22 protein-coding genes are annotated in these 20,991 nt (G+C 70.5%); 13 read left to right on the forward strand and 9 right to left on the reverse strand.

Translation table 11 applies throughout. The annotated features are described in order from the left end of the window. Positions 1–17 precede the first annotated feature (17 nt). Complete coding sequence (locus AC3EGR_RS00535) at positions 18–407, forward strand: GreA/GreB family elongation factor (RefSeq protein ID WP_488544468.1); 390 nt, start codon at positions 18–20, stop codon at positions 405–407. Here the strand turns inward: AC3EGR_RS00535 and gdhA are convergent. Then, positions 404–1,747 carry an NADP-specific glutamate dehydrogenase gene (gene gdhA / locus AC3EGR_RS00540; protein ID WP_488544469.1) on the reverse strand — a complete coding sequence of 448 codons (1,344 nt, stop codon included), beginning with the start codon at positions 1,745–1,747 and terminating at the stop codon, positions 404–406. The genes AC3EGR_RS00535 and gdhA overlap by 4 nt on opposite strands. Before the next feature lie 98 nt (positions 1,748–1,845). Then, positions 1,846–2,439: a hypothetical protein gene (locus tag AC3EGR_RS00545; protein WP_488544470.1), complete on the reverse strand. Its 594-nt coding sequence runs from the start codon at positions 2,437–2,439 to the stop codon at positions 1,846–1,848. Positions 2,440–3,072: 633 nt separating this feature from the next. Between AC3EGR_RS00545 and AC3EGR_RS00550 the strand changes: the two genes are divergently transcribed. Both AC3EGR_RS00550 and AC3EGR_RS00555 read left to right on the forward strand, forming a co-directional pair. Then, on the forward strand, positions 3,073–3,936 hold the full coding sequence (locus AC3EGR_RS00550; protein WP_488544471.1) for a hypothetical protein: 864 nt from the start codon (positions 3,073–3,075) through the stop codon (positions 3,934–3,936). Next, positions 3,926–4,489: an N-acetyltransferase gene (locus AC3EGR_RS00555; RefSeq protein ID WP_488544472.1), complete on the forward strand. Its 564-nt coding sequence runs from the start codon at positions 3,926–3,928 to the stop codon at positions 4,487–4,489. The genes AC3EGR_RS00550 and AC3EGR_RS00555 overlap by 11 nt, the downstream gene beginning before the upstream one ends. A gap of 75 nt (positions 4,490–4,564) precedes the next feature. Here the strand turns inward: AC3EGR_RS00555 and AC3EGR_RS00560 are convergent, their stop codons facing one another. The 4 genes from AC3EGR_RS00560 to AC3EGR_RS00575 all read right to left on the reverse strand — a co-directional run bounded on the left by AC3EGR_RS00560 (position 4,565) and on the right by AC3EGR_RS00575 (position 7,319). Then, a complete protein-coding gene (locus AC3EGR_RS00560) occupies positions 4,565–4,951 on the reverse strand; it encodes a hypothetical protein (RefSeq protein ID WP_488544473.1) in 387 nt (128 codons plus the stop codon). 160 nt (positions 4,952–5,111) lie between these two features. After that, a complete protein-coding gene (locus tag AC3EGR_RS00565; protein WP_488544474.1) occupies positions 5,112–5,843 on the reverse strand; it encodes an anti-sigma factor in 732 nt (243 codons plus the stop codon). After that, the gene (locus AC3EGR_RS00570) at positions 5,840–6,436 is read right to left on the reverse strand and encodes a sigma-70 family RNA polymerase sigma factor (RefSeq protein WP_488544475.1); all 597 of its coding nucleotides are present in this window, start codon (positions 6,434–6,436) and stop codon (positions 5,840–5,842) included. The genes AC3EGR_RS00565 and AC3EGR_RS00570 overlap by 4 nt, the downstream gene beginning before the upstream one ends. 142 nt (positions 6,437–6,578) lie before the next feature. Continuing rightward, positions 6,579–7,319 carry an IclR family transcriptional regulator gene (locus AC3EGR_RS00575; RefSeq protein WP_488544476.1) on the reverse strand — a complete coding sequence of 247 codons (741 nt, stop codon included), beginning with the start codon at positions 7,317–7,319 and terminating at the stop codon, positions 6,579–6,581. Positions 7,320–7,390: 71 nt separating this feature from the next. On the opposite strand from AC3EGR_RS00575, the gene AC3EGR_RS00580 reads away from it, so the two are divergent. From AC3EGR_RS00580 to AC3EGR_RS00605, 6 genes are all read left to right on the forward strand, one after another. Next, on the forward strand, positions 7,391–8,176 hold the full coding sequence (locus AC3EGR_RS00580; protein ID WP_488544477.1) for an enoyl-CoA hydratase/isomerase family protein: 786 nt from the start codon (positions 7,391–7,393) through the stop codon (positions 8,174–8,176). 1 nt (position 8,177) lies between these two features. Then, entirely contained in the window at positions 8,178–9,371 is a 1,194-nt protein-coding gene (locus AC3EGR_RS00585) for a CaiB/BaiF CoA transferase family protein (RefSeq protein ID WP_488544478.1), read from the forward strand. Between the two features lie 29 nt (positions 9,372–9,400). Continuing rightward, the gene (locus AC3EGR_RS00590; RefSeq protein WP_488544479.1) at positions 9,401–10,369 is read left to right on the forward strand and encodes a tripartite tricarboxylate transporter substrate binding protein; all 969 of its coding nucleotides are present in this window, start codon (positions 9,401–9,403) and stop codon (positions 10,367–10,369) included. An 11-nt stretch (positions 10,370–10,380) separates the two neighbouring features. Then, the gene (locus AC3EGR_RS00595; protein ID WP_488544480.1) at positions 10,381–11,358 is read left to right on the forward strand and encodes a quinone oxidoreductase family protein; all 978 of its coding nucleotides are present in this window, start codon (positions 10,381–10,383) and stop codon (positions 11,356–11,358) included. 120 nt (positions 11,359–11,478) lie between these two features. Next, entirely contained in the window at positions 11,479–12,654 is a 1,176-nt protein-coding gene (locus AC3EGR_RS00600) for a thiolase domain-containing protein (RefSeq protein WP_488544481.1), read from the forward strand. Next, complete coding sequence (locus AC3EGR_RS00605) at positions 12,651–14,351, forward strand: 3-hydroxyacyl-CoA dehydrogenase NAD-binding domain-containing protein (RefSeq protein ID WP_488544482.1); 1,701 nt, start codon at positions 12,651–12,653, stop codon at positions 14,349–14,351. Before AC3EGR_RS00600 ends, AC3EGR_RS00605 begins: the two co-directional genes overlap by 4 nt. Positions 14,352–14,382: 31 nt before the next feature. Here the strand turns inward: AC3EGR_RS00605 and AC3EGR_RS00610 are convergent, their stop codons facing one another. The 3 genes from AC3EGR_RS00610 to AC3EGR_RS00620 are packed head-to-tail and all read right to left on the reverse strand — an operon-like array spanning position 14,383 to position 17,870. Continuing rightward, entirely contained in the window at positions 14,383–15,171 is a 789-nt protein-coding gene (locus tag AC3EGR_RS00610; protein ID WP_488544483.1) for a crotonase/enoyl-CoA hydratase family protein, read from the reverse strand. Positions 15,172–15,180: 9 nt separating this feature from the next. Continuing rightward, positions 15,181–16,173: a tripartite tricarboxylate transporter substrate-binding protein gene (locus AC3EGR_RS00615; protein ID WP_488544484.1), complete on the reverse strand. Its 993-nt coding sequence runs from the start codon at positions 16,171–16,173 to the stop codon at positions 15,181–15,183. After that, on the reverse strand, positions 16,170–17,870 hold the full coding sequence (locus tag AC3EGR_RS00620) for a long-chain-fatty-acid--CoA ligase (RefSeq protein ID WP_488544485.1): 1,701 nt from the start codon (positions 17,868–17,870) through the stop codon (positions 16,170–16,172). The genes AC3EGR_RS00615 and AC3EGR_RS00620 overlap by 4 nt, the downstream gene beginning before the upstream one ends. Positions 17,871–17,995: 125 nt before the next feature. Here AC3EGR_RS00620 and AC3EGR_RS00625 point away from each other — a divergent pair, with 125 nt between their 5' ends. From AC3EGR_RS00625 to AC3EGR_RS00640, 4 genes are all read left to right on the forward strand, one after another. Further along, positions 17,996–18,967: a LysR family transcriptional regulator gene (locus tag AC3EGR_RS00625; RefSeq protein ID WP_488544486.1), complete on the forward strand. Its 972-nt coding sequence runs from the start codon at positions 17,996–17,998 to the stop codon at positions 18,965–18,967. A gap of 347 nt (positions 18,968–19,314) precedes the next feature. Next, the gene (locus AC3EGR_RS00630; protein WP_488544487.1) at positions 19,315–19,716 is read left to right on the forward strand and encodes a GreA/GreB family elongation factor; all 402 of its coding nucleotides are present in this window, start codon (positions 19,315–19,317) and stop codon (positions 19,714–19,716) included. Positions 19,717–19,791: 75 nt separating this feature from the next. Continuing rightward, a complete protein-coding gene (locus tag AC3EGR_RS00635; protein ID WP_488544488.1) occupies positions 19,792–20,712 on the forward strand; it encodes a universal stress protein in 921 nt (306 codons plus the stop codon). Between the two features lie 30 nt (positions 20,713–20,742). Further along, positions 20,743–20,979 (forward strand): hypothetical protein, encoded by a 237-nt coding sequence (locus AC3EGR_RS00640; RefSeq protein WP_488544489.1) that lies wholly within the window; start codon positions 20,743–20,745, stop codon positions 20,977–20,979. Positions 20,980–20,991: the final 12 nt, after the last annotated feature.

The raw sequence follows: 20,991 nt of genomic DNA on the forward strand, positions 1-20,991 counted from the left end.
CTCGCAAGGGAGTGATCATGGAAGAAGCCGGCATCCGCCCGCATCGCCGCACGCTGACCCACACCGACCATGCCCGCCTCACGCGCCTGCTCGCCGAGGGCGGCATGGCGCTGGCGGGACGCGAAGATGTGCAGACCACGCTGGAAACGAGCGCGGTCGCCGAGCTCGGATCCCCTGGCCTCGTGACCATGAACGCGCAGGTCTTCCTCGTCGCGGGGCCCGCGCAGGAGTTCTGCCGAATCACCGTGTGCTATCCGGCGGACGTGGATCCCGCGCGGGGCCGCATCTCCGTGCTCTCGCCCCTGGGCGCCAGCCTGCTGGGACGGTGCACGGGCCAGACCGCGACCTGGCGCTCCTTCGGACGCGTGCACGCGGCGCGCATCGTGGGCGTGCTGCCTCCGCGCTAGAGGATCCCCTGTGCCAGCATCGCGTCGGCCACCTTCACGAAGCCTGCGATGTTGGCCCCGCGCACGTAGCTCACGTGGCCGTTGCGCCCTGATCCATGCTGCACGCAGGCCGCATGGATGCCTTGCATGATCGTCAGAAGGCGTGCGTCCACCTCCTCGCGCGGCCACGCCAGCCGCATGGCGTTCTGGCTCATCTCGAGCCCGGAAGTCGCGACGCCGCCCGCATTGCTCGCCTTGCCCGGTGCGAAGAGCACGTCCGCTTCCTCGAAGGCATGCACGGCCGCCAGGGTGGCGGGCATGTTGGCACCTTCCGCGACGCACTGCACTCCGTTGCCGATCAGGGTGCGGGCGTCCGCTTCGTCGAGTTCGTTCTGGGTCGCGCACGGCAGGGCGACGTCGGCGGCGATCGACCAGGGCTTGCGTCCGGGGAGGAACTGCGCGCCCGTCCGCTGCGCGTAGTCGCTCACCCGGCCGTACATCTGGTTCTTCACTTCCATCAGCAGGGCAAGCTTCCCGGGGTTGAAGCCGCCCGGCTCCACGACGGTTCCTCCGGAATCGGAAGCCGTCAGGACCTGCGCGCCGAGCGCCATGGCCTTCTCGATCGCGAACTGCGCCACGTTGCCGGACCCGGACACGATCACCCGCCGGCCTTCGAGCGACTTGCCGCGGCGCCGCAGCATCTCCTGCGCGAAGTAGACGGTGCCGTAGCCGGTGGCCTCGGGCCGGATCAGGGAGCCGCCGAAGGACAGGCCCTTGCCGGTGAACACGCAGTCGGCGCGGTTGCTCAGCTTCTTCATCATGCCGGCCATGTAGCCCACCTCGCGCGCGCCGACACCGATGTCGCCGGCGGGGATGTCCGTGTCGCCACCGATGTGTCGGAACAGCTCGCCCATGAAGGCCTGGCAGAAGCGCATGACTTCGCCGGGGCTGCGGCCCTTGGGGTCGAAATCCGAGCCTCCCTTGGCGCCGCCCATGGGCAGCGTGGTCAGCGCATTCTTGAAGGTCTGTTCGAAAGCGAGGAACTTGAGAATGGACGGGTTCACCGAGGGATGGAAGCGCAGCCCCCCCTTGTACGGCCCGATGGCCGAACTGTGCTGCACGCGGTAACCGCGGTTGACCTGCACGTGGCCCTGGTCGTCCACCCACGACACGCGGAACTGCACGATGCGCTCGGGCTCGACGAGGCGGTCGAGCAACCCTTGCTCCGCGTACCGCGGGTGTTCCGCGATGAAGGGCCACAGGCTCGCGATGACCTCGGTCACGGCCTGCACGAATTCGGGCTGCCCGGGATTGCGGGCCTGCACCTGCGCCAGGAATTCGGCGCTCGATCTGTATTTCACGGGTGGTTCCTCGGGTTGGATGGACGGGGCTGCAAGATCGTGAGGACGGATGGGCATCGGCATTCGCAGGTCGGCGATGAGCCGCAATCCTTCGATGCCTACTCCTCGACGAAGTGGACCGGTGCCGGCTCGTAGCGGACCAGCCACGAGAAGACCTGGGCCGAGTGCCTGCCGACGGCCAGCACGGCTTCTTCGAGGCCGAGCAGCCGCGCGAGGCGCGCTTCGGCGCGCAGGACCACCCGTTGCTTCTGGAGCTCCACTTCGTGCATGCGCGCTCCCCGCGCGCGCAGCTGCTGCAGGAGGACGTCGAGGTGCTCACGCCGCGCGTTCACCTTCACGAACATCAGCGGCTCCATGGGGACGCGGCGCACGGGGTCCACGTAGGTGTGCACCTGGAGCTCGCCGAAGCGGACACCCTCGCCATGTCCCGCGCTGACGGCCGCGCGGCCTTCGCGCAGTGCGCGCTCGTTCAGCGCCCAGATCTCGCCGCCGGCACCTTGCGGGATGAGCGCGAATTTCGAACGTGCTGGAACGGTCTCGCGCAGGGGCGGTGCTGCCGATGCCGGCGCGCTGTCACCCAGCAGCTGCCAACGCTGGCGCAGCGGCAGGCGGCCCATGGCGGGTTCATCGCCGAAACGCACGGGGAAGTCGAAACTGGCGGACTGCCGTCCACCAAGCGGTGTCGTATGCATCGAAGCACTCCCATGGAGTGCGAGCGCACGGGGCGGCTCGCTATCGCGCCGGGGGCTTTGCCCGGCGGTCCATGGTCAGCGCTGAAGGAAGAGGCGGACCGCCGGGCTCAGGAATCTGCTGGCGTGCCTCGATGGCCCGCAGCGCGCGTTTGCGCAGGCGCCGTCATGCCGGCCGCAGCGGGATGCTGCGGCACGCGGTGTGCATGGCGGTACGAACGCGCGTGGAGTTGCATGGCCCCACGAGTATAGACGGCACCCCAATAACGGATGACCCGACGATCCTTGCCAGAATGCGGCGCGGGCACTCCCCCGCACGCGCTCGCTGCCTATACTCCTGCCCGTCATGCACCCGATTCCATGTTGCCCGCTGCTTGCATCCGCCGCGCCATCCTCGATGGCGGTGGGCGTGCGCGCGTGCACGTCGGCGTTGCGGCGCTACGGTCGCGGGCGAACACCCGGCCATCCCTGAGCCCGGCGGTCAGCAGCTTCCCCCAGCGCACACCGACCGTCGGGCCCCACAGCGCCGCCTGAGCCCGCGGGCTTCACCACGGCCCGCGCCCGACCCGGCCGCCCAGGCGAATCCAGAACCACGAACGATTCAGCGCATCCGCAGCGGCGGACGCGCGCACTGCCATGGACTTCACCAAGGATTTCGTCCGAGCCAAGAACCCGTGCGCCGACGGGTTCCGGTGGTACCTGCGCCACCACCGCGACGGGAGCGAGTACCAGCAGGTGCTCGATCACCTGGTGCGCGATAGCCGCGTGGAAGACGCGTGCTGGCTGCTGGAGAACGTCGGCGCCGTGAAGACGACGCTGAAGCTGGAACGGCTCGACGCCGAGGCCATGGTGTATGCCGGCAGCCTCGAGGTCGCGGGCAGCATCGAAGTCGGCTCGGTGCTGCGCGTGGGCGGCTCCGTCCGCTGCGAAGGCAGCATCCGTGCGGGCCGGGACGTGCTCGCCGGCGGCGATGTCCGGGCCGGGGGCGGCATGAACTGTGCGCGCCACATCGAATGCGCGGGATCCCTGCACACCGGGTGGCACGTGATCGCAGGCGGTCGCGTGCGCGCCGGGGACCTGAAGGCCGCCGGCAGCCTGACTTGCAGCGGCGAGCTTTCGATCGCAGGCGCGGCCCTGGTCAAGGGCGACTTGCTGGTGGGCGGGGACTGCAGCGCGAAGGCCTTGAGCGTGCGCGGTGGCGTGGATGCCTCCGGTTCACTGCGCGTGCGGCAGGGTCTGATCAGCGACGAAGCCATCCGTTGCGGCCTGCACCTGGACGCCGGATGGGGCATCAAGTCGGGCGGCGACATCGCGTCGTCCGGCGCGATCCGCGCGGGGGAAGGGCTGGAGTGCGGCGGGGCTATCCAGGCCGGCGAAGGCTACGGGATCTTCGCCGGGCTCGGCGTGCAGCGCGCCGAATGGGAAACCAGCGCGCGGGTCACGGCACGGTACAAGCCCCTGGGTCTCATGAGCGGATGGTGGAGCGGCCATGCGCATTGACGTCTCGCTGGAGCACCGCGACCTGGAGGCCGAACTGGCCGCCTTGCATGCGCGCATGCGCCGGCCTGGAGACGCGCTGCACGACATGCAGCGCATCGCCAGCCCCTTCCCCGAGCTCGCGTTCAGGTTCAGGGAATCCGATGGCGAGTTCCACGTCCATGTCGAGGACGCCGCACGCGGCGTCCTGGCCGGATGCACGGTGTTCAACCGCGTCCCCGAGCTCGATCGTGCCGCCGCCCGCCCCCTGCGCAGCCCCCACTCCCGGTACGCCACTGCCTACCGGCAACGTGGCGTGGCCAGCGCCGTGTATGTGTGGGCACTGGAAGCGGGCCTGTGCCTGCTCAGCGGACCCCGCCAGTCGCAAGGCGCCCATCGCCTGTGGCTGTCGCTCGCCCGTACGCACGAACTCGCGTTCGTGCGCGTGCGCGACAAGCAGCTGGAGAACATGGGCCCGCGCGTGGAGCCGTGCGCGTTCGAGGACCTAGGCACGCGCATGCTGCTGCTCGGATTGGGCTGGACACTCACTGGCGCCGTCCGGCCCCTCTCCCTGTAGGGTGGCCGCGGCCCCGCCGCGCAACGGTGAGCGCCAGCGAACCCCACCGATGGCCACCGATTGCCGCCGCTCTCCTCAGCGCCCCACCTGCGCCAGCATCCGCTGCGGCATCCGCACGTTCATCAGCGCGAGATAACCCGAGCCGCTGTCCTCCGCATTCATCGCGCGCACCTCGTCGCGCGCGGCGACGTATTCGGCGCGGGCTTCCTCGCGCGTGCGCTCCGAGCGCGCCTGCAGTTCGCGCGGCTGCTGCTGCATGTACTCGGTGGCGAAACTCGTGAGCTCGCGGCGGTGCGCCATCGTCTCGGCCTTCACCGCGTCGCGGCTCACGGCGCCGGTGATGGGCCGGATGTCCTCGATCGGTCCTTCGGCGCGCGCGTTGCCGCTCATGAGGGCGGCGGCCATCGCGGCGGCGGCCACGGAAGCGAGGAAGGAGATGTTGGACGTGGTGCGCTCTTGCATGATCTTCTCCGGTGAGCGGGGCTGGGGGATGGACCTGCGGCTCCGCTCCTGCGCGCAGGTTCCTCTGGGGATGTGGTGCCGGCCGCTGTGGCCCGCCCACGTCCCTAGCTACGGCCGGAGCAAGGAAATGGATGCACCGCAGAGCGCGCGCGGATGCACCTCACCACAACTTCGCGCAGGTTCCCGTGAACAGCGTCACGGATGGCGCGACGGGGTTCGCCTCGGTCTCGACCGTGACGGCAAGGCGCTGCACCTTCGACAGCAGCTTCTCGGAGGTGTCCGGCAGCTCGCTCGTGGACGATCCGCTCGTGGGCACGTTGCCGATCACGAACGCGGCGCCGTCGCGCGGCAGCGCCCACAGCACGAGGCGTCCGCTGGCCGGCGGCGTGATCGGCCCGATCACCTTCATGGTCATCGTGCGGCCGTGGCGCAGCGAGCTGATGAGGAGCTTGCCGTTGCCCTGCGCATCCGTGAGCAGGCCCACGTAGCTTTGCGGCAGCTTCTGCCCGGCGCGCATCGCCACCTGGTCCGGCGTGAACAGCAGGGACGGCAGGACGGACAACAACGCGGCCACGAACGCCCCACCCGCCAGCACACCCAGTGCGCCTGCGCCCACGGGCAGCCACCAGCGGGTGCGGGAAGCGGGAGCCGTGGCCGACACGTCCTTGCGCGTGTCCTCCTCGATCGTGCGCCAGACACGGTGCGGCGGCTGCACGGGAGGCACCGAGGCGCCCAGGCGATTCAGGCGCGCCTCCCACCCGCCGACGGCCAGCTGCACGTCCGCGCGGTCGCGGCGCAGCCGCTCGAACCGCCGCCGTGCGCGCTGCGACAAGGTGCCGAGCACGTACGCGGCCGCGAGGCGGTCCACCAGTTCGGGCTGTGCGTACCTCACGCGCCGACTCCCTGCGGCTGCAGGCAGTCCCGCAGCTTGTCGAGCCCGCGCCGGATCCAGGCCTTCACCGAACCGAGCGGCACGCCCATCTGCGACGCCACCTCGGTGTGCGACAGGCCCTGGTAGTAGGCCAGCGCGAGGCTTTGCCGCTGGGTGCCTTGCAGGCCTTCCATGCAGCGTTCGATGCGCAGCGATTCCGCCGCGGCGCTGAACAGCTCCAGCGCGCTGGGCGAGGGCTCGCGCACGGATCCGTCCTCGTCCTCGTCATCGCCGGCCGCATCGAATTCCGTCTCGCCCAGGCGCCTGCGTGCGCGCAGCGCGTCCAGCGCCTTGTTGCGCACGATGGTGATCAGCCACGTCATCGGCTGGATCGCCTGCCCGCCCACCTCGCCCCGGTAGCTGGCCGCGTTCTTCCAGACACTGACGAAAGCTTCCTGCAGGACTTCCTCCGCCGCCTGGTTGCGGCCCAGGAGGCGCACGGCGACGCCGAACAGGTGCGCGCTGGTGCGGGCGTAGATCTCGGAGAACGCGTCATGGTCGCCCCGCCCGGCGGCGGAGAGCAGCTCCTCCAGCGAGAGGGCGGCATCGCGCATGCGGTTCAGTATAGGCAGCGCTGCGGCAAGGACAACAGGCGTGCTGCCGGGCAGCACGCATGGACGCGCTCCACCTCGCTGGCGGCGAAAGGGGGCGGGTCGGGAGTGGCGATCAGGCTGCGGCGAAGCCATCGATCCGGCCTCAATGCCGATCCGCAATCGCCGCTGACAGCACCTTCACCAGCCTGTCCTTTTCCTTCGCCACCTCGCCCATCGGTCCGCCGACGCTCAAGGTCATCGGCCTTTCTCCGCGCGGCACGGGCAGCAGGATGGCGAGCGCCGCCGCGCCCGGCACGGAGGTGCCCAGCGACAAGGCATAGCCGTTGCGGCGCGTCAGTTCGCGCTCGCGCAGCACCTCCTCCAGCGCCAGCACCTTCGCCGGCTCCGGCTCGATGGCATTGGCCCGCCGCAGCAGCAGGGCCACCTCGCGTTCGGGCTTGAGGGTCAGCAGCATCTTGCCGGTCGCGCTGTGGAACAGCGGCCGCAGCGAGCCGGTCTTCGCGGTGAAGCGCCCCTCGCGCGTCGCCTGCAGCACGTGCAGGTAGCGCACGTGCAGCCCGTGCTGTGCGCCCACCATCACCGTGTGCCCCGTCTGCACGTGCACCTTCTCCATCAGGCCCAGCAGGCTCTTCTCGCTCAGCAGCTGCTCCCCGATCCATTCCGCGGCCAGCAGGATGCGCACGCTGGGCGAGTACATGCCGGTGCGGGCGTCGTGGTCGTAGAAGCCCGCATCCGCCAGCGACCGCAGCAGCACGGAGGTGCTCGACTGCGGCCAGCCCATGGACTGCGACACCTCGTTCACGCTGGCCGGCCGCCGCGATTCGGCGAAGAACTCCAGCAATTCCATGGCGCGGCGCGCCGACTTCACCGACGGTTCGGCCATCCACATTCCTGATGTTGAATCACATATGTGATTCTGCCTCCGGCAGGCCCCAGGCTCCGTATGCTGCGCCCATGAGCCCCGACCTCCCCGAAGATTCGCGTCCGCCGCAGCTGGAGGTGGCGCAAGGCGTCGCCCGCATCACGCTGAGCCGGCCGGCCTACCGCAACCGCCTGCACAACGAGGACCTCGTGTTCCTCCTGGAGAGCTTCCGGCGATTGGATGCCGACGCCTCCGTGCGGGTGCTGGTGCTGGACGCCCAGGTGCTGCCCGACCGGCCCGTCTTCAGCGCCGGCTACCACGCGGGCGAGTTCGACGGCGCGCGCCCGGAGGTAACCTTCGAGCACGTGGTCGAGGCCGCGGAGCGGCTGCGTCCCGTCACCCTCTGCGTGCTGGAGGGCAGCGTGTACGGCGGCGCCACCGACCTGGTGCTGGCCTGCGACCTCGCGCTCGGCGCCGAAGGCATCGAGATGCGCATGCCCGCCGCGTCCCTGGGGCTGCACTACTATCCCAGCGGCCTGCGCCGCTATGTGTCGCGCCTGGGCGTGAGCGTGGCCAAGCGCGCCTTCCTCACCGCCGAGGCGATCGATGCGCAGACGCTGCTGCGCGTCGGGTACCTGCAGGAGTTGCTGCCACGCGATGCATTGCGCGCGCGCGTGGACGCGCTCGCCGCGCAGGTGGCATCGCTCGCGCCCCTGTCGCTCGACGCCCTCAAGCAATCCCTCAGCGAGATCGGCCGCGGCGAGTGGGACCTGCAGCGGCTGCGCGAGCGCGAAGAGCGCCTGATGGCCAGCGAGGACTTCGCCGAAGGCCGCGCCGCCCTGCGCGAGAAGCGCCGGCCGCAATGGAAGGGACGCTGACATGCCCCGCATCCAGGCAGGCCAGGCGCTGGCCCCGTTCCGCGTGCTCGACCTCTCGCGCGTGCGCGCCGGTCCCACCTGCGTGCGCATGCTGGCGGACTTCGGCGCCGACGTGATCCGCATCGAGCCGCCGCCGGGCGTCGATGCGAACGACAACATGTTCGTGGACAAGCGCGAGGGCGGCGACTTCCAGAACCTGAACCGCAACAAGCGCTCGCTGACCCTGAACCTGAAGAAGCCGGAAGGCATCGCTGCCTTGCGCATGCTGGTGGCGACGGCGGACGTGGTGGTCGAGAACTGGCGCCCGGACGTGAAGCACCGCCTCGGGCTGGACTACGAGTCGCTCCAGGCGATCAACCCGCGCATCATCCTGGCCAGCATCTCCGGCTTCGGCCAGGACGGTCCGTATGCCGGGCGCCCCGGCTTCGACCAGGTGATCCAGGGCATGGGCGGACTGACCTCGGTGACGGGCTTTCCCGGGCAGCCGGTGCGCGCCGGCATCGCCGTCGCCGACTCCAGCGCCGGCCTGTACCTGGCACTGGGCATCTTCGCCGCGCTGCTGGAGCGTGAGCGCTCGGGCCAGGGCCAGTGGGTGCACACCTCGCTGCTGCATTCGCTGATCGCGATGATGGACTTCCAGGCGGCGCGCTACCTGAACGAAGGCGCCGTGCCGCAGCCATGCGGCAACGACCATCCGACGGCCAGCCCCATGGGCCTGTTCCGGGCGCAGGACGGCTGCCTCAACCTGGGCGTGGCCGGCAGCGGCAACTGGCGCCGCTTCTGCGAGGCGCTCGGCCACCCGGAGTGGCAGCAGGACGAACGTTTCGCCAGCGAGCAGGCCCGCATCGCCAATCGCTCCACGTTGACGGCGCAGATCGAGGCCGTGTTCGCCGGCCAGCCGGTGGACCACTGGGTCGACTGCCTGAACCGCGCCGGCGTGCCGGCCGGCCCGCTGTACACCGTGCCGCAGGTGTTCGCCGACCCGCAGGTGCGCCACATGGGCGCCACCGCGCAGGCGACCACGCGCTCGGGCACGGCCTGCACCTTCGTGACCCAGCCCGTGCACCTGCAGCGCACGCCGGCGTCGGTGCGGGCCGCCGCGCCGGAGTGCGGCGAGCACACGGACGAGATCCTGCGCGAGGCCGGCCTGGGCCAGGACCAGATCCGGCGGCTGCGCGAGCAGGGCGTCGTGTAGAACACCAACCATCAACAAGGAGACCTTCAATGTTCCGTTCCCCTTCGCGTCGCTCCGTGCTCGCGCTGGCCCTGCTGGCGCTTGGCGCCGGCGCCGCCCAGGCCCAGTCCTGGCCCGAGCGTCCCATCAAGATGATCGTGCCCTTCCCGGCAGGTGGTGGCGCCGACAACGCCGCCCGCGCCTTCTGCGAGAAGCTCGCGTCGCTGCTCGGCCAGCCGGTCGTCATCGACAACCGGCCCGGCGCATCGGGCAACATCGGCGCCGAACTGGTGGCGCGCGCACCGGCGGACGGCTACACGCTGCTGTTCGGCAACGAGTTCCTGGCGACCAACCCGGCCTTGTTCAAGTCCCTGCGCTACAACAGCCTGCGCGACTTCGCGCCGGTCGCCCGCGTGGCGAGTTCCGCCTCGCTCATCGCGGCTTATCCGGGCTTGCCGGCGAAGACGCTCAAGGAACTGATCGCGCTCGCCAGGACGCGGCCGCTCAACTACGCGTCACCCGGCGTGGGCACCGGGCCGCACCTGTTCGGGCAACTGATTGCATTGAATACGGGCGCCAACCTGAACCACGTGCCGTACAAGGGCACGGCGCCTGCGATCACCGACGCAGTGGGCGGGCAGGTGGATTTCGTCATCTCCACCGCGGCGCCCATGGTGCAGCACGTGCGGTCCGGCAAGCTGCGCGGCCTGGCCGTCACGGGGGGGCAGCGTTTCGCGGAACTGCCCGAGGTCCCCACCGTGGTGGAGGCGGGCGTCGTGTCCGATGCCTATGAAGTCTGGTACGGCGTGCTGGCGCCGGCCGCCGTGCCCAGGCCCGTGCTGACCCGGCTGCAGCAGGCGTCCGAGCAGGCGCTGCGCGACCCGGAGCTGGTGGCCCGCCTGAACAAGGCCGGCTACGACGTGCACCCGGTGTCGCCGGAGCAGTTCGGCGCCGAGATCCGGCGCGACATGGAGCGCTGGACCCGCGTGGTGGAGCAGGCGAAGATCGAACGCGAATGATGGCCGGCACCATGAAAGCCTGGTGCATCCGCACCGAAGCCGGCGCCATGGCGCTGGAACAGCGCGAGCTGCCGGTGCCGCGCGCGGGCCGCGGGAAACTGGCCCTGCGCATTCGCGCCGCGGCGCTGAACCGCGGCGAGTTCATCGCCGGCCATGGGCTGCACTCCGCGGGTGCCCCGGCGCGCCCGGCCGGCTTCGAGGCGGCCGGGGAAGTGACCGAGGTGGGCGAGGGCGTCACCGGATTCCGCGTCGGGGACCGCGTGATGGGACGCTGCGACGGCGCCTTCGCCGGGTACGGGCTGATGCAGGCGGGCGAAGCGTTCGTCGTGCCGCAGACCCTGTCCTGGGAACAGGCCGCCTGTGCGACCGTGACCTACCTCACCGCGCACGACATGCTCATGGCGCAAGGGCACCTGCGGGCAGGCGAGTGGATGCTGGTCACCGGCATCTCCTCGGGCGTGGGCGTGGCGGCGCTGCAGGTGGCCAGGGCGCTCGGTGCGCGCGTGATCGGCACCTCCGGTTCGCCCGCCAAGCTGCAGCGCCTGCAGGGCCTGGGGCTGGATGTGGCCCTGGCCACGCGGGCGCCGGACTTCGTGCCGGCCGTGCTGGAGGCGACCGGCGGACGCGGGGTCGACCTGGTGGTGAACACCGTCGGCGGCTCCGTGTTCGCCGCCTGCATCGAGGCCATGGCGTTCGAGGGCCGCCTGGCGACCGTGGGCTATGTCGACGGCGTCGTGCGCGCGGAGCTGGACATCATGGCGCTGCACAAGAAGCGGCTGCAGCTGTTCGGCGTGTCGAACAAGATGCGAACGGTGCAGCACCGCATCGCCGCCGCCGCGGCTTTCGGCCGCGACCTGCTGCCCTTGATGGCCTCGGGCCGGGTGGTACCGCTGGTGGACCAGGTCTTTCCCTTCGAGGCCCTGGATGCCGCGCGCCGGGCGATGGAGGCGGGCGCGCACGTCGGCAAGATCGTGCTGAAGATGGAGTAGGGGCCGGCGCGCGCTCCGGCGCCCGTTCCGCCTCCGCAACACTGTGTTGTGGCTTTGCGCGTTCCAGCGCGGCCTCGACGGTCCTACCATGCCGCAGTCCTATCACCGGGTTTCGCGCGCATGGCCAACAACGGCCCGGCCTACATTGCCGGCATCTACGAACATCCCTCGCGCCGGGCGGAGGGGGTCTCGACTGCACAGCTGCATGCCGAGGTGGCGCACGGTGCGCTCGCCGACGCCGGCCTGGCGCTGCAGGACGTGGACGGCTACTTTTGCGGCGCCGACGCTCCCGGGCTGGGCGGCGTCACGATGGCGGAGTACATCGGCCTGCGCGGCTTGCGCCACATCGACAGCACCGAGACTGGCGGTTCTTCCTATGTGCTGCACGTGCGCCACGCCGCCCAGGCGATCCAGGCCGGCAAGTGCAACGTCGCCCTCGTCACGCAGGCCGATCGACCGCTCGCGACGGGCTCGGGCGTGGGCTTGTCCGGTGTCGACCGCAGCCAGGATCCCGACCGCGCCTTCCTCTCCGCCGTGCCGCGTTCCATGGTCCACGCGTACGCGATGGTCGCGCAGCGGCACATGCACGAATTCGGGACCACCCCCGAACAACTGGCGTGGGTGCGCGTCGCCGCCTCGCGCCATGCACAGCACAACCCGAATGCCATGCGGCGCGAGCTCGTCACCGTCGAGGACGTGCTCGCCTCGCCCCTGGTGTCAGACCCGTTGCACCGGCTCGATTGCTGCGTCGTCAGCGACGGCGGCGGTGCGGTCGTGCTTGCGCGCTCCGAAATCGCGCGGCAGCTCTCGCGCCCGAAGGTGAAGCTGGCCGGGTCGGCCGAAGCCGTGAAGCACAACGACGGCGGGCGCATCGACTTCACGTATTCGGCCGGCGTCTGGTCCGGCCCGGCTGCGTTCGCCGAAGCAGGCATCACGCCCGCGGACCTGGCCTATGCCTCCCTGTACGACAGCTTCACGATCACCGTGATCATGCAGCTGGAGGACCTCGGCTTCTGCGCCAAGGGCGAGGGCGGCCGCTTCGTGCAGGATGGCCAGCTCGTGTCGGGGGTGGGCCGGCTGGCGGTCAACACCGACGGCGGCGGCCTGTGCAACAACCACCCCGGCAACAAGGGCGGCATGACCAAGATCCTGGAGGCGGTGCGGCAATGCCGCGGCGAAGCGCATCCGGCGGTGCAGGTCGCCAACCGTGAGCACGTGCTGGTGCACGCCACCGGTGGCTCGCTGGCCGGCTACCACGTCGCCGGGACGCTGATCCTGCAGGCGGAGGGAGCATGACCCAGGAAAAGACCGCGCTCGAAGCGTATCCGGAGAACCGCCCGTTCTGGGAGGCGGCCGCACGCAACCGCCTGCTGCTCAAACGGTGCGCGGCCTGCAGCCAGTTGCATTTCTATCCGCGCGTGCGCTGCCCGTTCTGCATGAGCGAGCGCACCGAATGGGTCGAGAGTTCCGGTCGCGGCAGGCTGTATGCGTTCACCGTCGTGCGCAAGGCGCCCACGCCGACGGCGCCCGCGGTGATCGAACTGGACGAGGGCGTGCGCCTCACGAGCGTGGTGCTCGACGCCGACGTCCACGCGCTGGCCATCGGCGACCCGGTGCAGGTGGACTTCCGGCGCGGTGCCGAAGGAATGGAGCTGGCGTTCACCACGCCTGCGGCGCAGCGTGCGCGCGCCCATGCGAAGCAGGCCACCGAGGGCGCGGCGCAGCTTCCCGAGCTTGCGCCGTGCAAGCCGGAAGCGATCGGGTCCGTCGCCGTGGTCGGCGCGGGCACCATGGGCGTCGGCATCACCATCGCGATGGTCGCTGCGGGGCTGCCCGTGACGCTGGTGGAACGCGACGCGGCCGCCCTGGATCGGGGTGTTGCGCGCGTTCGCGCCGAATTCCAGTCCCGCGTCCAGCGCGGCCGCATCACGGCCGCCGAAGCGCAGGAGCGACTGGCGCTGGTCACCCGCGGAACCGACCTGGCGGCCATCAGCGCGGCTGACGTTGTCGTCGAAGCGGTCTGGGAACAACTGGGGCTCAAGCGCGAGGTGTTCGCGGCCGTGGACCGTCACGCCAAACCCGGGGCGCTGCTCGGGACGAACACCTCGACGCTGGACATCGACGCGATCGCCGAAGCGACGTCCCGGCCGCAGGACGTGATCGGGCTGCACTTCTTCACCCCGGCGCACGTGATGAAGCTGGTCGAGCTGGTGCGCGGCCGGCGCACCTCGGACCGCGCCATCGCGACGGCCCTGGGCCTCGCGCAGCGCCTGGGCAAGGCGCCGGTGCTGGTGGAAGTCTGCCCGGGGTTCGTGGGCAACCGCATGTTCCGCCGCCGCGAGGCGGAGGCGCGGCAACTCGTGCTGGAAGGCGCCACGCCGATGCAGGTGGACGCGGTGCTGCGCGAGTTCGGTTTCCCCATGGGGACGTTCGAGCTGGCCGATCTCACGTCCGGGGTCGAGCTGGACTACCGCCGGCGGCAGGAAAGCGGCGAGAAGGACTGGCTGATCGACCGGATGTTCGAGGCGGGGCGCGTCGGGCAGAAGGCCGGCAAGGGCTATTACCGCTACGAGGAAGGCGGCCGCAAGCCGCTCGCGGATCCGGCGGTGATCGCGCTGCTGGAAGAGGGCTCGCGTGCGGCCGGCATCGTCCGGCGCCCCGTCGCCGACGAGGAGATCCGCCTGCGCCTGCTCGGGGCGCTGGTGAACGAAGGCGCGAAGCTGCTGGACGAAGGCGTGGTGGCGAGCGCCGCCGACATCGACGCCGTGTGGCTGAACGGCTATGGCTGGCCCGCGTACCGCGGCGGCCCCATGTACTACGCCGACGAGGTCGGCCTGGCAGACCTGCACGGACAGCTGCTCGCGCTGGCCGCGGCCCACGGCGAGCGCTTCGCGCCGGCGCCGCTGCTGGCCTCGCTGGCCACGCAGGGCGGGCGCTTCCAGGACCTGCCGCGCCGCACGGAGCGCGCCGCCGCCTTCCTGCCGCCGGCGTGACACCCGGGCGCGGCGGCCCGGGCGTTCTCCCTCAGCTGCTGCCCGCTTCGGGCCGCAGCGAGGCGGCCCGTCCTTCGACGAACTCGCGCAGCCGTTCGGCCGCTTCCGGCCCGCGCGCCATGTTGGCGGTCAGGTACTCCATGAACAGGCCGTCGTCGTGCGACAGGTCGTTCACCCGCGGCAGCACGTTGGTGATCTTCCAGTTCGTCTCCATGCTGTTGCGGGCGATCCGCTGCGCGAGCTCCTTTGCCTTGCGCAGGGCTTCGCCCGGCGGCGTCAGGTAGCGCACGATGTGCACCTGCTGCGCTTCGCGCACGTCGAGGATGCGGCCCGTCAGCATCATGTCCGCCATGACGCTGTACCCGACGATGCGCTGGATGCGCACCGTGCCGCCACCGCCCACGAAGATGCCGCGCTGCGCTTCGGGCAGCCCGAAGAACGCGGTCTCGTCGGCCACGCGGATGTGCGCCGCCGTCGCCAGTTCCAGGCCGCCGCCGACCACCGCGCCCTGCAGGGCCGCGACGAAGGGGATCGGTCCACGCGCGACCAGGTCGAAGGCCGCATGCCAGGGGTGGCGCTGGCGCTTGCGTGCCGGCTTCTTCTCTCCGGTCACCCGCGCCAGCATCTCGCCCAGGTCGAGCCCGGCGCAGAAGTGCTGGCCATGCGCGTGGATCACGCCCACGTCCGCCTCTTCGCCGGCCCGCACCACGGCCGCGTGCAAGGCGGCGATCACCGCCTCGTTGATCGCGTTCCTCTTCTCCGGCCGGTTCAGCCCGATCAGGGCGACCGGGCCATCGAGCTCGTAGGTGACCAGTTCCATGCGTGCGGCTCAGGCGATCTTGAAACCGGTGCTCTTGACCACCTGGCCCCAGCGTTCATAGTCGGTGCGGGTGCGCTGGGCCAGCTGCGCCGGCGTGGACGATGCGGGCTCCAGCCCGAAGGTGGCGAAAGCCTCGGCCACCTGCCTGGACGCCAGCGCCTGGGCGAGCGCCGCCTGCGCCTGCTGCACGATCGCGGGGCTGGCCTTCGGCGGCAGGTAGAACGCCATCCATTGTTCCACCACGATGGCCTTGAAGCCCTGCTCGGCGAAGGTCGGCACGTCGGGGGCGAAGCGCGTGCGCGCGCTGCCGGAAGTCGCGAGGATGCGCATCCGCCCCGTCTCCTGCTCGCGCAGGAATTCACCGACCGGCGCGCACACCGCTGCGACGTGCCCGCCGATGGCGTCGAGCACCGCGGGCTGCGAGCCGCGGTACTGGATATGCTTGAGGTTGGCGCCGCTTTCGGCCGAGAACAGCGCACCCATGAAGTGCGGGATCGAGCCCGAGCCGGGCACGCCGTAGCTGGCCTGGGTGGGATTCGCCTTGCACCATTGCACGAAGTCGCCCAGGTTGCGCACGCTGCGCGGCACCAGCTCCCCGACGGCCAGCGCATCGACGAACTCGCAGGCGATCGATACCGGCGCCAGCTCCGTCAACGGATCGACGCCGAGGTTGCTGTAGATGTGGGGATGCACCGCCACGATGGAGTCGGGCGTCAGCAGCATCCGCGTGCCGTCCGGCTTCGCGCCCTTGATGTGGCGCAGGGCCAGCTGGCCGTTGGCACCGCTCATGTTCTCCACGAGCACGTTGGGCGCGAGCACGCCGCGCAGCCGCTCGGCCACGTTGCGGCACACCACGTCCGTGGTGCCGGCCGGCGGAAAGCCGGTGACCAGGTGCACGGTATCCAGCTGCTGGCCCAGCGCCAGGCGCGGCAGCCCCAGCAGGGGCGCGGCGAAGGCGCCTGCGCCTGCGGCGAGCAGCGCCCGCCTCGATCGAGAAGTCATGAGCGCTCCTTGGCTTGGTGAGGACTGCCGCCGGCGCCGCGCGCGTTCTCGCGGTCCTGCAGCTCGCGCCACAGGATCTTGCCGACGGGGGACTTGGGCAGGGAGTCGACGAACTCCACCACCCGGGGATACTTGTAGGCGGCCATGCAGTCGCGCGACCAGGCGATGATGTCCTGCTCGCTCACCTGGCCGCGGCTGGCCGCACGCAGCACGACCAGCGCCTTGACGGTTTCGCCACGATACGGATCTCGGGTGCCGATGACGCACGCTTCCTGGACCGCGGGGTGCGCATACAGCTTGCCTTCGACCTCCGCCGGCCAGACCTTCAGGCCGGACGCATTGATCATGCGCTTGAGCCTGTCGGTGATGTACCAGTAGCCTTCGTCGTCGAAATAGCCGATGTCGCCGCTGCGGTAGTAGCGGCGGCCCTCGACCTCGGCGAAGGCTTGCGCCGTCTCCTGCTCGCGCTGCCAGTAGCCGCGGAACATCTGCGGCCCCCGCACCAGGATCTCGCCGCGTTCACCGGCCGGCAGCGGCCGCAACGTGTCCGGGTCGACGACGATGGCATCGGTGTCGAAGAAAGGGATGCCCACCGACTGCGCCTTCGGCCGGTCGACCGGGTTGATGTGCGTGGTGGCTGCCGTCTCCGTCATCCCGTAGGACTCGATGAAGGGCAGGCCGAAGGTGGCATGCAGGCGCTGCCAGACCTCGGCGGGCATGGAGGCGCCGCCCGCGGCCACGCGCCGAACGCTGGTGAGATCGTGCCGCGCGAGATCGTCGCCGGACAGCAGGTCGATGATTGCCGTCGGGGCAATCCCCACGTGGGACACGCGGTAGCGTTCGATCAGCTCGATGGCGACCGCGCGGTCCCAGCGCGGCAGGGGCACGACGCAGGCGCCGGCGAGGATCGGGCAGCTCACGCTCTTGATCAGGCCCGACACGTGGTACATCGGCAGCGCGCCCAGGAACACGGTCGCCGCGTTGTCCCCGTGCCAGAGCACCTGGCCGGCCGCCGTGTGCATGAAGCTCGCATGCGTGTGCATGCAGGCCTTGGGCACGCCGGTCGACCCCGAGGTGTAAGGCAGCAGGCACAGGTCGTCCGGCCCGGACTGCGACGCGCCGGGACGCTCGTCCGCCGCCAGGACGGATTGCCAGGTGACAGTCCCGTCGAATGCCCTCCCCTCTGCGCGGAGCCACTCGGGCACGCGCAAGCCCGGAGCCTGCGGGAGGTAGTCGCCATACCGCGCCACCACCACGTGGCGCAGGTCCGTCGACCGGGCGCCGGCAATGGCGGCATCGGCGAGATCCTGCGCGCACACGATGACTTTCGCCCCGCTGTCCCGCAGGTAGTGGGCGACATCGTCGGCCCGGCTCATCGGGCTGATCGGCACGACGACGGCGTCCGCCCGCAGCGCGCCATGGAATGCGATGAGCCACTGCGGCGAGTTCTGCAGGAACAGCGCCACCCGCTCACCGGGACGCACCCCGGCGCGGCGCTGCAGCCAGCCGGCGAACTGCTCCGCCTGCGCCGCGAACTCGCGGTAGCTGAGGTCGCGGCCGAAGAAGCCGATGGCGTGCCGGTCCGGATAGCGCGCCGCGGACACCGCAAGGTTGTACGCGAGCGTGGTGGCCGGCCGCGGCAGGCTGCGCGGAAGGTGCCTGGGCCAGGCATCCGCCTGCGGGGCAATGCTGTCCAACTTGCTGTCCCATGTGATGACGCTCGGGCCAGTCTAGGGCGCGCCCCGATGGACCGGAAGGCGTTCCTCGTCAAAACTGTGTTCCGCAACCGGAACAATCGCTCCGGCAAATCCCATCACCACCGATGCCCGCGACGACCCGCCTCGACGACCTGATGCTGTTCCACGAAGTCGTGCGCAGCGGCGGCATGAGCAGTGCCAGTGCCAGGCTCGGCATCGCCAAGTCCACCATCAGCCGCAGCCTGGGCCGCCTGGAGGAAGCAATGGGGGCGCTGCTGATCAAGCGCAGCACGCGCCGGCTGGCGCCCACGGAGGTCGGACGCGAGGTGTTCGCGCACTGCGAGACCATTGCCAACGAACTGGCGCTGGTGCGGACCGCGACCGAGCAGAGCCGTTCCAAGCTGCAGGGCACGCTGCGCGTGAGCATGCCCAACGAATTCGGTTCTTCCTGGCTGGGCGCCGCCATCTCCGAGTTCGCGATCCGCTTTCCGGAGCTGCGCCTGGAGATCGACGTCAACACGCACACCGTGGACCTGATCGCCGAGAGCTACGACGTCGCCATCCACTTCGGCCAGCTGAAGTCTTCCGGGTTCACCTACCGGCGCCTGGCGACCCTGCCGCGCGGCCTGTATGCGAGTCCGGCCTACCTCGCGCGTATCGGTGCCATCCGCGCGCCGGAGGATCTGCGATCGCATCCGTTCGTGATCACCGACGTGCAGAAGCGGGAAGCCGCGTTCGCGCTGCGCGGGCCGGACGGCCGGCAGACGGTGAAGATGGCCGGCCGCATCGCCGTCAACAGCATGCGCCTGGCGCGGGAACTGGTGGTCGGTGGCGCCGGCATCGGGCTGCTTCCGAACCGCATGACCGATTCGTACGTCGCTTCAGGCGGGCTGGTGCAGTTGCTGCCGCAATGGCAGGCGCCGCCCGTGCAGGCGGGCGCGACCGTGCTCGCACGCGAGGGCATCCCGTACAAGACCCGGCTGTTCCTGGACTTCATCGCCGAACGCCTGGCGCAGCCGGGGAGCCCTTCCTTGCGCGTCGCGCCGACGCGTCCCGCAAAGTCGGGCCGATCGCGGTCGGGCGCGTCGGGTTCCTGAAGGGGCGCCTGCGCCGGCGGGAGATCGTGCATCCCGCCAATGCCCCTGCATTCCTTGCCAGAATGCAGTTGCAGTGAAACCGCCCTGGCCCCCTATACTGTCCACCATGGCACGCCAAGCCCCGTCGCATCGCTTCTGTTCCGCCACCTTCGCCCTTGCTGCGCAGGGTGTGGCGGCGCGTGCGTACGTCCTGTCGCGGGCGGGCCTGCAGCGAACGCCCGCACATTCCTAGGCCCGGCGGTCGCCACTTCCCCTTCAAGCGCTATCCATCGACCGCCGGGCAGGAACCCGGCGCGCATCGCGAGTCCGGCCACCGGGCAGGGCTCGCACTCGAATGGAGTGCTTTCATGCGCAACTCGAATGACGGCGAGCGCAAGCTCACCGAGCTGGACTTCACTCGACTGAAAAGACTGACGGCCGCCAACGCGATGCCGCAGCTGGTCGACCTGCTGGACGAAGCAGACGTGGTGCCGCCGCGGGCCATCCCGCCCGACGTGGTGACCATGTATGCGCAGCTGATCATCCGCGACCTGAAGATGCAGCGCCGCCAGGTCCTGGTGGTGTGCTACCCGACGGACGCGGATCCTGCCAAGGGCTTCATCTCGGTGCTCTCTCCCGCCGGCATGGGCCTCATCGGCCTGCCCGTCGGCGCGACCGCCAGGTGGACCGGCCCCGGCGGCGGGGAAAGCGTGGCCCGGATCGAAAGCATCCTGTTCCAGCCGGAGGCGACCGGCGACTACCTGACGTAGTCGCCCGGCAGCTCTCTCACAGCGTGACTTGCCATGCGGGTGCGACACCCGCGGGCAGCAACCAAGGAACAGGACATGAGTATCAGGACCATTCTGGTCGCCACGGACCTTTCCGTGCGCGAGCACGCGGCCGTGCGGCGCGCGTGGCAGCTTGCGCAGGCACACCGCGCAAGCCTGAAGTTGATGTACATGCCGGCGGCCGGCGCGGACGTTCCGGTCCACGCCGCGACGCGCCTCGCGAACATGGCCAGGCAGCTGGAGGAAAGCCTCGGGTTGCGCGTGCGGACGGCCGCGGTCGGCGCCGGCAGGGTCGAAGACCTGGTCGCCGAAGCCAGGGGCATGGACTTGATGGTCCTGCCGCACCGGCGCGAGCGCTCCACGGCGGCGTTCTTCCGCGGGCAGCCCCTGCAGCGCGTGCTGCGATCCAGCAGTTGCCCCGTGCTCGTGAGCCGCCGCGGCGGTGACGCGCGCTACCGGAGCATCCTGGTGGCCGTCGATTTTTCGCCGGAATCGCAAGCGCTGGTGGGGTTCGCCGCCGGCCTCGAGGCCCAGGCGGACCTGCAGGTCTTCCACGCGATCAGCACGCTGGACGAGGCGCGGCTGCGGTCGGCCGAGGCTACGGAGCAGGCCGTGCGCGCCTTCCGCGAGAAATGCCGCACGCGCGCGCAGGAGCGCATGCTGACGCTGACGGACTCCTTCGACGCCCGCCGCAACCGGCTGCTTGCCGTGATCGGACGCGGCGACCCCGGACGCCAGACCGTGATCCAGCAGGAGCGCTCGGACGCCGAGCTGGTGGTGGTCGGAAAATCCAGCAGCTCGGCCTGGGAGGACTTCCTCTGCGGAAGCGTCGCCCACCGGGTCCTGAGCTGGGGCAGCAGCGACGTGCTGGTCGTGCCGCACGCGTATTGGCACAGGACGGCGCCCATCGCCGCCTCCCGCATCCGGGGTGCGGGCGTGCGGCGGGCGCGTGAGGCGCTGGAAGGAGGCTCGCGATGACGGCATGATGCGGGGGGAAGGAGCGCCACGATGCAACGCGATCTGCAACAGGAGCTTGCCGCGGCGATTGCCGCGGAGCGGTCGGCCTGGTCCGCGGTGAAGGACCGCTTGCCCGGCTCTCCCTCTCACGATGCCAGCCTGTGGCACGCGTGGCGTGCCACGGTCCAACGCTGCTCGGAGGCGCGCAAGGCGCTGGACGCGGCCGCGGCGCGCCCCGCCGTACCGGACGGGAATAGACTTCGGCACCCGGATCGGGAGCTGCCATGAATTCCCTGAAGA

Source organism: Ramlibacter sp. G4-7 (genome assembly GCF_057784995.1).